This is a genomic window from Nitrosophilus sp. (assembly GCF_982775275.1).
Window position 1 is genome coordinate 1 of sequence record NZ_CEXZHP010000038.1, and the last position, 10,374, is coordinate 10,374.

The following is a 10,374-nucleotide window of genomic DNA, read 5'->3' on the forward strand; positions in this document are numbered from 1 at the left end:
AATTTAAGTTATTAAATATAAAGACCATCTTAAATTAGGAGGAGATATGAGCGATGTTGTAAATACGGATATTTTGATTATAGGCGCGGGACCAGCCGGACTGAGTGCTGCCATATCTGCTGCCGATTCTTTGAAAAAAAGAGGGCTTGATAAAAAGATATTGGTAGTTGAAAAGGGAAAAAATGTCGGATCTCATATACTATCTGGGGCGGTAATAAAACCGGATAGTTTAAAATCTTTATTGGGTGAAGAGGAGTTTAAAAATATCCCCTTTGATAGCAAAGTGCAAATAGATACCGTTATGAAGTTAGAAGAAGATGGTGATGTAAAAAAACTCCCCTTTCATCCTCCATATATGTCAAATGAAGGAAATTATGTAGCATCATTGGGAGAAGTTTGCAGATATTTAGCTAAAGTTGCAGAAAGTAAAGGAGTTGAGATATATCCCGGTTTTGCGGCTGATGATCTTTTATACGAAGATTGTAAGGTCGTAGGCGTAAAAATGAAAGATACCGGTCTTGATCATAATGGGAATAAGATGGAAAATTTTGTCGAAGGAACGAAAGTAAAAGCCTCTATAACCATTTTGGCCGAAGGAACAAGAGGAAGCCTTGCAAAAAAGGCAATAGATAGATTAAGACTCGATAAAAAAAGTAAACCTCAAATCTACTCTCTTGGAATAAAAGAGCTTTGGAGGGTAAAAGAGGGAAGAATTAAACCTGGAGAAATATATCATACTTTTGGATTTCCGTTAAAAGACGGAGTTGAGTTTGGAGGGGGATTTATTTACGGTTTAACTCAAAATAGAGTGGCTATAGGTTTGGTGGTAGGTTTGGATTATGAAGATCCAACTACCGATATACACGCTTTGATGCAAATATATAAAACTCACCCGGAAATTAAAAAAATAATAGAAGATGGAGAACTTTTGGAGTTTGGTGCAAAAACTTTGCCAGAAGGTGGTTGGAATTCGATCCCAAGATATTATGATCACAATCTTATGATTGTTGGAGATAGTGCCGGATTTTTAACGACTGCAAGATTAAAAGGCGTGCATTTGGCTGTAGAGTCTGGCAGATTAGCAGGAGATGTGGCCGCAAAAGCCTTAGATCTTAAAGATACCTCTATGGATAGGTTAAAAGAGTATGAAGATAAAGTAAATAGTTCATTGATTTATGAAGAGCTCTACCCAACAAGAAATTTTAGAGCGGTAATGAAAAGAGGAATGGTTTTTGGCGGATTTCAGATGGGAATACAGCTATTAACTCAAGGGGCTTGCGCCTTTGTGCCCGAGCTTGAAAAAGATAGCGAAACAACTAAAAGTTTAAAAGAGTTTAAAGGAGAATTTTTCAAAGATAGATTCAAAGACAAACTTGAGTTTGACGGAAAATTGACTTTTGATAAAGTTACTGACGTTTACTACTCTAAAACTGAGCATGATGAGATGCAGCCTCCACATCTTATCATAAAAGATAAAGAGCGCTTTGATAGATTTAATATAGATGAATATGGCGCTCCATGTGTTTCTTTTTGTCCAGCGGAGGTTTATGAGCTCCATATAAATAGAGACGGAAAAAAAGAGATGAGGTTACATCCTGAAAACTGCGTTCACTGCAAAACTTGCGATATTAAGTCCGTAAATGAGGAGATTACTTGGAGCGTTCCTTACGGAGGAGACGGTCCAGATTATAACTATATGTAAAAAATTTAAAGGAGAGTAGATGGCTTTGACGATTATAGCGCTAATAAAGCAAGTTCCAGTTCCCTCTGAGATGAGGATGGGAGAAGATGGGCTTATGGATAGAACAAAGGCAAAATCTATGATAAACAAAGATTGCCAATTTGCGCTGGAAGCTGGACTTCAGCTAAAAAAAGAAAATCCTGACGCGAAATTGATAGTATGCTCAATGGGGCCTCCATCATTTGAACAATCTTTAAAAAAAGCTATTGCGATGGGATATGATGAAGCATATCTTTTAAGCGATAGAAGGCTTGGAGGAAGCGATACTTACGCAACGGGATTGGCTCTTTCTACGCTTATTAGACATTTGGGATACGCAAAAGATTTAAATAAAGATTTTATCATTGTTGCCGGAAGACAAACAAGCGATGGAGACACTGCCCACGTTCCTTCACAAGTGGCCGAAAATTTAAAAATTCCACAGGCAACTTTTATAGAAAGAGCCCATCTAAAAGATAATAAAATTGAAGCAAAAAGGATTATTGAAGGTGGATATCAGATATTAGAGCTGCCAATACCTGCCGTTTTAAGTTTTACTCCAACGGGTGTCCCTCCAAGAAGAGCAAGCCTAAGTGGAGCCATAAAAGCCAAACACGCCAAAATAAAAATATTTAATATCGACGACATACATTTAAGTGATGAAAAGATAGGTTTAAGCGGAAGCCCAACAATAGTTGCCAAAGTTGTAGATATAAAAAGTAAAAGACCGCCGGCAAAAATCGTAAGCGGACATAACGAAAAAGAGGTGGTAGAGGAGTTTATTGAAAAATTTAAAGAGGGGAAAAATATTTTAGAAAAAGAGGAGAAAAAGGTAAAAAAAGAGCAAAAAAGAGATGAAAACCTAAAAGTAGTAGATTTTAGAAACGGAGCGAGAGGGATTTTAACCTGGGCAGAGGTAGTAAACAAAAAAATCGCAAGAAGCTCTTTGGAGCTATTAACGCCCGCAAGAGAGCTTGCAAATCAATTGGGAGAAGATACGAAGGTTATGACCCTATTGATAGGAAAAGATGTTGAACCTTTGGCAAAAGAGCTTATAGCTTACGGTAGTGATGAAGTAATAGTTGTTGATGATGAAAGATTAGAAGAGTATCTGATTTTGCCTTATGCTGAAATTTTTTATCAAGTTATTAAAGAGAAAAATCCAGAGATCGCACTTTTTGCGGCAACTACGGCCGGTAGAGAGCTAGCGCCAAGGATTGGGGTAAAAACAGATTCTGGAGTAACGGCAGATTGCACTGAGTTATCTATCGGGGAGTATGTATATAGGGATAGAAAAACAAAAGAGAAATTTATCTATTATCCGGTGCTTGAGTCCAAAAGGCCAACTTATGGAGAGTCTAAATTGGCTACAATTTTAGGTTTTACTTGTCCTCAAATTTCCACAGCAAGACCCGGAACTTTTGCGGTTCCAAAAAAAGATAAAGAAAGAAAGGGTATAATAACCAAATTTGCTCCAAAATTAAGTGAAGAACTTTTTGTTACCAAAATCGTAAAAACGGTAAGGGGCGAAGGAGGATTGCAGTCTCTTTTTGAAGCGGATATTATCGTTGCTGGAGGAAGAGGAACATTAAGTGATGAGATGAAGATGGTAAAAGAGTTGGCAAAAATATTAAAAGATAAAGGTATTAAAGCCGAATGGGCGGCAAGTAGGGTTATGGTTGACGAAGGAGTAGCAGAATACGCAAGACAGATAGGTCAAACCGGAAAAACGGTCAGACCAAAAGTTTATGTTGCCGTGGGTATAAGCGGAGCGATTCAACATATTGCCGGTATGAAAGATAGCGAAACAATTGTTGCTATTAATCACAATCCAAAAGAGCCTATTTTTAAACATTCTGATTTTGGAATAGTTGGGGAGTATGAAGATATAGTGCCAGAACTGATAGAAAAAGTTAAAAAAGGCGAGTTTACTTTTGGATTGGAAAAAAGCGAATAAGGAGGAAAAATGGTCGGAAGAAAAGTTGGCATTATCGGAGCTGGAGCGGTAGGCGCAACGGCTGCGTATTCATTGGCGTTTACCGGAACCTGTCATGAAATACTCTTATATGATATTGTTCCAGAAGTTGCTATAGGAAAAGCTATCGATATTAGTCAATCTACAAACTATTCTCCAAGAGGAACCGTAGTTAGAGGAGTTTCAGATCCCCAAGAGGTAAAAGATTGTGATGTTGTTGTTATAACGGCGGGGGTTCCAAGAAAAAAGGATATGACGAGAATGGAGCTTTTGGATATTAACGCAAATATAGTAAAAGAGGTCTGTTTAAACATAAAAAAATATTCTCCAAACGCCATTGTGCTTGTAGTTTCAAATCCTTTGGATGTTATGACCTATGTAGCTTATAGGGTGCTTGGCTGGGAAAGAAACAGGGTTGTAGGTATGGGAGGAGCTTTAGATAGAGCAAGAATGGCATATCAGGTATATCAAAAGCTTGGTTTTGGTATGAGCCAAACAAAAGCTATGGTAATAGGAAATCATGGTGAAGATATGGTGCCATATCCGCAAGTAACAAGCGTGGGAGGCGTTCCTTTACCTCAGCTTTTAAGTGAAGAAGATATGGAAGATGTTATTATAAAAACTAAAGAGGGTGGGGCAGAAATCGTAAAATATTTAAAAACTTCTGCTTTTTATGCTCCAGGTCGTGCTGTGTCTGTAATGGTCGAAGCGATTTTGAGCGATGAAGAAAAGGTTATTCCAAGTTGTGTTTTATTGGATGGAGAGTATGGGCATAAAGATGTAACCATAGGAGTTCCATGTGTAATAGGAGCAAAAGGTGTAAATAAAATTATTGAGATGGAGCTTGAGCCAAATATTAAGGAAAAATTTGATAAAGCTGTCAGCAGCGTTAAAAAAAGTATAAATATGTTAGAAGAGAGCGGTTTTTTTGAAAATTTATAACTTCAAGCTTTTGGCTTGAAGTTTAAAGGATAAAATTTGAGAGTATTAGCCATTTTTTTTATAGGCGCGATATTGTTACAGGGTGCTTGTCTAAAAATCAAAAAAGAGATTGAACAAAATTTTAACTCAACAAAAGCCAAAGAGATTCCCAGCGGATGGATAATGAGCTCTACCGGTAGAAAAAGTTTGGGTATCTGGGAAGTTACAAAAGATAAATCGGTTTTATTAAAATATCCAAGAGGAAGCCAAAAAAATCAGTTTAATCTTTTATATACCAAAGAGCTTTATTTTAAAAACGGATATATAGAGGCAAAAATAGATTCTGTTGATGGGCATGAAAAAAATGGCGGAATAGTTTTTAGATTGAGAGATAGAAAAAATTATTATATGGTTCTTTTAGATTTTATCAAAAAAGAGTTATCTTTTTTTGTAGTTAAAAACGGAAAAGTTAAAAAAATATTTCACAAAAAAGTGGATTTAAAAAATGGTTGGAATATATTAAAAGCCTCATTTTGTGATAAGGATATAAAAATCTATTTAAATGAAAAAGAGAGCTTTTTTATAAAAAATGATCAAATCTCCCATAAAGGGGGTGCTGGAATAGTTACTATGGGAGATTCAAAAAGTGCGTTTGATGATATAAAAATAGCTGTTTATGAGTAAAACCTCTCTTTTAATCTGAAAAATTGGTGCGCTAAAACCGAAACAAAATATACCTGCAAAAGCATACCGGCAAATGGAATCAAAGAGATAATATATAAAATCAGCGTAGATCCAAAAAGCTCTTTTTTGTGATTTTTTAAAATATTTTCCAATTCATCTTTTTTGAGTATCTCTCCTCCAACATCTAATATCAATAAAGAGGCAAAAAGATAATAAAAAGGTATATTTATCGCTATTAAATTTAAAAGGGGTATAAAATATAAAATGATGGATAAAATAAAGATTATTATAAATTTAAAAAAAGTTTTTATAACCAAAATTATATATGAAAAAATATCTATTCCTCCCTCTTTTGGTATATGGGCATAATGTCTTTTATGTATCTCGTTGACGATAATTGGGGTAAAAAAACCAACTACCATAAGAGCAACGGCCGTTGAAGCTAAGATAGCAAGACCTGTGCCCAAAATACCAAATATTATCCCGGCAAGTGCGTGAAAAATAAAACTACCAGCAATAGTAGAAATTATGGGATACTCTTTTATAAATTCTTGAATTTGCGGATCGTTGATACTTTGCGGATTTTGACTTATTTGGTTTAAAATATCAAAAAATTCGCTTCCGGCTCCAAAAATAAGAGCTGAAAATATGATAAGGGTTATAAAAAAGGGAGCTAATGTTAAGGTCAAAAATTTTGAACTTAAAAAATCCTCAAAAGCCGCTAAAAAAATATTTTTTTGCATAAATTTTACCTTTATTATAAAATATCTTAAAAAAATTAAAGGACAAGTTTGAGTATACCGATAATTTTACCAAAAGTTACTGACGAAAAGGAGTTAAATAAAGAGCTAAGAAAATTGAAGCTTAAAAAAAGCGATATAAAAAATATCTACCGCGCTAATAACTCTACATTGATAATTTTAAAAAAAAGGGTAAAGTTTAAACCTCCAAAATCTTTAATACCAAATATATCAGAAGAGGAGGAGATAAAATATATTCACAATTTCGTAGAGGAGTATAAATATCTAATAGAATTAGAAAGAGTTGCCGAAATTTCCCAACAGATTAATGAAATTAAGGGTTTTAGCGCAAAAGAGAGGGAGATTTTTGGAAGAGCCATACTTGATCTAAAGGGGCAAAAAGAACCAAAAAAATTTAATTTATATTTTGTTAAATTTGGAAGAAATAGACCAATAGAGACCGAAATCTCATCTGGAGATATCGTTTTAATAAGCAGAGGAGAGCCCCTAAAAAGCGACGTAACCGGAACCGTTAGCGAAGTTAAAAAATATTATATAACTGTCGCTTTTGAAAATATGCCGCCTAAATGGGTTTATGGGGGATCTATAAGAGTTGATCTTTATATAAACGATATAACTTTTAAAAGAATGGAAGAAAATTTAGAAATACTAAGAGATGCTCACGGAGCAAAAAGATATATAAGAAATCTGGCATTAGGTCTAAAAGAGCCCAATCCTCCTTTAAAAGTTGATTTTGTTTTGGAAAATAAAAATTTAAACGACTCTCAAATAGAAGCTGCCTCTTTGGCTTTGGGAAGTAAAGAGCTTTTTTTGATTCACGGACCTCCAGGAACCGGAAAAACCAGCACATTGATAGAGATAATTTTGCAAGAGGTTAAAAGAGGTAAAAAAGTATTGGCCGTTGCCGATTCAAACACAGCCGTTGACAATATGCTAAGTAGACTAGCGGATAAAAAAATATCTTTAGTTAGAATCGGACATCCAGCAAGAATCTTATCAGAGCTTGAAGAGTTTAGTATTCACGCTAAATATGAAGAGAGTTTTGAAGCTTTAGCCATTAAAAAAGGCTGGGAAGAGGTTGGTTTGCTGGCTAAAAAAAGAGAAGAGTATTCAAAACCTACTCAAGCTAGAAGTAGGGGAATGAGCTATGATAGGATAGTCACATTAGCCGCAAAAGGAAAAAGCCAAAGGGGAGTTAGCGTAAAGACGTTACAATCTATGGCAACATGGATTAAATACAATAAAAAGATAGAGGCTTTAGTTAGCAAACTTAGAGCAAAAGAGGAAGAAGCCTATAAAAATATTATTAAAGAGAGTGATGTAGTTTTATCGACAAATTCGATGATAATGAGTGATATATTGAAAGATTTTGAGTTTGATGTAGCTATAATTGACGAAGGTTCCCAGCAGATTATTCCATCAACTTTAATTCCTATAATGCATGCAAAAAGATTTATAATCGCTGGAGATCATAAACAGCTTCCTCCAACGGTAGTTAGCGAAGAAGCCGATAAATTAAAAAACTCTCTTTTTGAAGATTTAATAAAAAAATTTCCAATAAACTCTAAAATGTTAAATGTTCAATATAGAATGAACGAAAAGATTATGGGTTTTTCAAATCAGCTTTTTTACAATAATGAGCTTATAGCCGACAAAAACGTAAAAAATCATACATTAGCCGATTTTGATTTAAAAGAGCCTACAAAATACAAAGATATTTTGGATCCAAATCTTGTTTTGGTTTTTGTAGATACAAAGGGAGTAGAGGCAAAAGAGAGCTTACCTGATAGATCTACAAGTTATGAAAATATAGTTGAGGCAAATATCGCTGTTGATTTAGTAAAAGAGCTAATTGATATAGGTTTAAAAGAAAAAGACCTCGGCGTAATTTCTCCATATCTTTCCCAAGTTAAACGAATAAAAACTCTTCTTAGCCAAGAAGATATAGGAGTTGAGGTTAAGAGTGTTGATGGGTTTCAAGGAAGAGAGAAAGAGGTTATAATTATAAGTTTTGTAAGAAGTAACGAAGAGGGTAAAATCGGATTTTTAAAAGATTTAAGAAGATTGAACGTAGCCATTACCAGAGCAAAAAGAAAGCTTATATGTATCGGAGATAGTCAAACATTAAAAAGTGATGAGGTTTATAAAAAATTTTTAGAATATATTAACGAAAAAGGAAAAATTATAGAATTTAAATAAATTAGCCTTGATAAAAATTTATTAGTAGGAGATAAGATGGATAAAATTTCAGATATTAAAGAGTTGGAAAATGTTTTATCTTCAAAAGCTTCTCTTTTATATATAACAGCTCCCAATTGTAACGTTTGCGATGCGTTAAAAATAAAAATAAAAGAGCTATTTACCAAAGATTTTCCAAAAATCGAACTTTTTGAAATAGATTCTTCTAAAGTTCCGCAAATAGCCGGAAGATTTAATATATTTAGCGCACCTACGATTTTAATATTTTTCGAGGGAAAAGAGTTTTGCAGAGAGGGTAGAAACGTTAGTATTTCCCATTTAAAAGAAAAAATTAAAAAAATTTATGATCTATATTTTGGATGAGAGATGATTAAAAGATATCTTCCGCATATTTTATTGGCTATTTATGTTGCTCTTTTTTTGATTTGTGCTATAGATCCAAAAGATAAAGTGGTATGGTTAACGGAAAATATAACTGTTTTGCTTGTAGTTTTGCCATTGGTTTTTACATTCAAAAAATTTAGATTTTCAAATACAGCTTATTTTTTGATGAGTATTTGGGTTTATATGCATACGATAGGGGGACATTATACATTTAAAGATGTCCCTTTTGATTTTGTAAACGATCTTTTTGGCTGGGAGAGAAATAATTATGACAGGATCGCACATTTTACCGTAGGCTTTTACGCTTATGCAATCGCGGAATTTTTGGATAGAAAAAAACTTGTAAACTCAAAAACTATTCTTTTTTTATTTCCCATATTTTCAATATTTACCGTAGCGTCAATTTATGAGATAATTGAATGGATAGCAACAATTTTTATGAATCCAGAAGCTGGGCTTGATTATGTAAGTGCTCAAGGGGATATTTGGGATGCCCAAAAAGATATGCTTTTGGATGGGTTGGGAGCTATTTTTGCCACAATTTTTTATTTTGCGAAAAAAAGAGGTATTAAAACTTAAATACCTCTTTTTTAAATATAAATGGCTTATTGGCGATTTTGTTTTTTTCCAATCCAAGTTTTTTGGCTAAAGGTGGCTTAACAAGTTTGTAACCAAGCATCACAACGATTTTATCGCCTTTTTTTAACTCAAAATCATATTTTAAAACTCTTTTTTCGTTTGATTTTATCATATTATCTTTTACTACCTCTTTTGCGAGCCAAGGTGGGGTTGGCTTATTGTTAGCCCCTATTACTCTAACGAAAATTTCACTCTTTTCAAAAACCTTTTTATCACCTCTTTTTACTACGATTTTTGCAAAAGCCACGCGAGCTGGATGCAACATAAAATCGTGCGGTATTTTAGAGTTTATCGCTATTTCAAACCCTTTCAAATGGGGCAAAAATTCAATATCCACATATTTTTTTAACATTTTATTATGAACATGAGCTCCCGGAAAGCCGTGAAAAGAATGAGTTTTTGTCTCTCTAAGGGTAGAAACGCTTCCTTTGACTTTTGGCATATGGCAGCTTACACAATTTGCATTTTCAATCTCTCTGTTTTCATTTGTTGAACAAACATTTAGTCCAAACTTGTTTCTTTTGTGAGAGTGACATCCCATACATACGTTTCCCTTTAAAAAGTTGGGGTTTGTAGTTTCTATCTCGTGATAAGGAGATTTTATATGCTCTTTTAATGTGGCAAAATATTTTTTTGGCTCTTTTGAGATAATATTGTGATTTGTTTTTAGGTCCTCTTTTATAGCTTTTATTCTATGACAGTATGCGCAAGCTACTGCATCATTTTGAGTAGGGTTGTTTTTGTCGGGCAAAACGCCGTTTTTTGGCTTTATTAGCTCTTTAAAATTATTTGCGGCAGGGGTGTGGCATTTTGCGCAGTTGTAGGACTCTTTTTTTTTGGCGGGATGTTTATCCCATACTGCTTTGTGAATAGGGTCTTTAAAAATGGTAGCGTTTGCGTGCATGCTTGTTTGATACTCTTCAAATATTTTTGGATGACACTCTTTACAATCCTTATTTGGAGCAAATTTCATATTGGCAAAAGTTGCCGAAAGAAGCGCTATTAATAAAACCATTTTCCTCATTTTTATCCTTTTTGATTTTGGTTATCATTTTGAATTTTGACGAAATTTTAATAAATTTTTCTTAATT

General features: G+C 34.0%; 9 protein-coding genes. 7 read left to right on the forward strand and 2 right to left on the reverse strand.

All coding sequences use genetic code 11. The features are described 5' to 3' along the window. The first annotated feature begins 46 nt into the window (after positions 1-46). Genes AC30RD_RS03275 through AC30RD_RS03290 form a run of 4 tightly spaced genes read left to right on the forward strand, consistent with a single transcriptional unit; the run spans position 47 to position 5,300 of the window. Positions 47-1,702, forward strand: coding sequence for an electron transfer flavoprotein-ubiquinone oxidoreductase (locus AC30RD_RS03275; RefSeq protein ID WP_489492794.1), 1,656 nt, complete (start codon positions 47-49; stop codon positions 1,700-1,702). 19 nt (positions 1,703-1,721) lie between these two features. Next, complete coding sequence (locus tag AC30RD_RS03280) at positions 1,722-3,677, forward strand: FAD-binding protein (protein WP_489492795.1); 1,956 nt, start codon at positions 1,722-1,724, stop codon at positions 3,675-3,677. 9 nt (positions 3,678-3,686) lie between these two features. Then, on the forward strand, positions 3,687-4,637 hold the full coding sequence (locus AC30RD_RS03285) for a malate dehydrogenase (protein WP_489492796.1): 951 nt from the start codon (positions 3,687-3,689) through the stop codon (positions 4,635-4,637). A gap of 36 nt (positions 4,638-4,673) precedes the next feature. Further along, positions 4,674-5,300 carry a hypothetical protein gene (locus AC30RD_RS03290; protein WP_489492797.1) on the forward strand — a complete coding sequence of 209 codons (627 nt, stop codon included), beginning with the start codon at positions 4,674-4,676 and terminating at the stop codon, positions 5,298-5,300. On the opposite strand, the gene AC30RD_RS03295 is transcribed toward AC30RD_RS03290, so the two are convergent. Then, entirely contained in the window at positions 5,291-6,043 is a 753-nt protein-coding gene (locus AC30RD_RS03295) for an EI24 domain-containing protein (protein ID WP_489492798.1), read from the reverse strand. The two genes, AC30RD_RS03290 and AC30RD_RS03295, sit on opposite strands and share 10 nt — an antisense overlap. Positions 6,044-6,091: 48 nt before the next feature. Here AC30RD_RS03295 and AC30RD_RS03300 point away from each other — a divergent pair, with 48 nt between their 5' ends. The 3 genes from AC30RD_RS03300 to AC30RD_RS03310 are packed head-to-tail and all read left to right on the forward strand — an operon-like array spanning position 6,092 to position 9,223. After that, a complete protein-coding gene (locus tag AC30RD_RS03300) occupies positions 6,092-8,260 on the forward strand; it encodes an IGHMBP2 family helicase (RefSeq protein WP_489492799.1) in 2,169 nt (722 codons plus the stop codon). A 36-nt stretch (positions 8,261-8,296) separates the two neighbouring features. Further along, complete coding sequence (locus AC30RD_RS03305) at positions 8,297-8,623, forward strand: thioredoxin family protein (protein ID WP_489492800.1); 327 nt, start codon at positions 8,297-8,299, stop codon at positions 8,621-8,623. A gap of 3 nt (positions 8,624-8,626) precedes the next feature. Next, positions 8,627-9,223 carry a DUF2238 domain-containing protein gene (locus tag AC30RD_RS03310; RefSeq protein WP_489492801.1) on the forward strand — a complete coding sequence of 199 codons (597 nt, stop codon included), beginning with the start codon at positions 8,627-8,629 and terminating at the stop codon, positions 9,221-9,223. Here AC30RD_RS03310 and AC30RD_RS03315 read toward each other — a convergent pair. Next, positions 9,213-10,307, reverse strand: coding sequence for a multiheme c-type cytochrome (locus AC30RD_RS03315; protein ID WP_489492802.1), 1,095 nt, complete (start codon positions 10,305-10,307; stop codon positions 9,213-9,215). The two genes, AC30RD_RS03310 and AC30RD_RS03315, sit on opposite strands and share 11 nt — an antisense overlap. Between the last annotated feature and the right edge of the window lie 67 nt (positions 10,308-10,374).

Excerpts from the sequence above, each read along its gene's own strand:
- AC30RD_RS03275 (WP_489492794.1), top strand. The coding sequence starts at position 47 with ATGAGCGATGTTGTAAATACGGATATTTTGATTATAGGCGCGGGACCA.
- AC30RD_RS03280 (WP_489492795.1), top strand. The coding sequence starts at position 1,722 with ATGGCTTTGACGATTATAGCGCTAATAAAGCAAGTTCCAGTTCCCTCT.
- AC30RD_RS03285 (WP_489492796.1), top strand. The coding sequence starts at position 3,687 with ATGGTCGGAAGAAAAGTTGGCATTATCGGAGCTGGAGCGGTAGGCGCA.
- AC30RD_RS03295 (WP_489492798.1), bottom strand. The coding sequence starts at position 6,043 with ATGCAAAAAAATATTTTTTTAGCGGCTTTTGAGGATTTTTTAAGTTCA.
- AC30RD_RS03305 (WP_489492800.1), top strand. The coding sequence starts at position 8,297 with ATGGATAAAATTTCAGATATTAAAGAGTTGGAAAATGTTTTATCTTCA.
- AC30RD_RS03310 (WP_489492801.1), top strand. The coding sequence starts at position 8,627 with ATGATTAAAAGATATCTTCCGCATATTTTATTGGCTATTTATGTTGCT.
- AC30RD_RS03315 (WP_489492802.1), bottom strand. The coding sequence starts at position 10,307 with ATGAGGAAAATGGTTTTATTAATAGCGCTTCTTTCGGCAACTTTTGCC.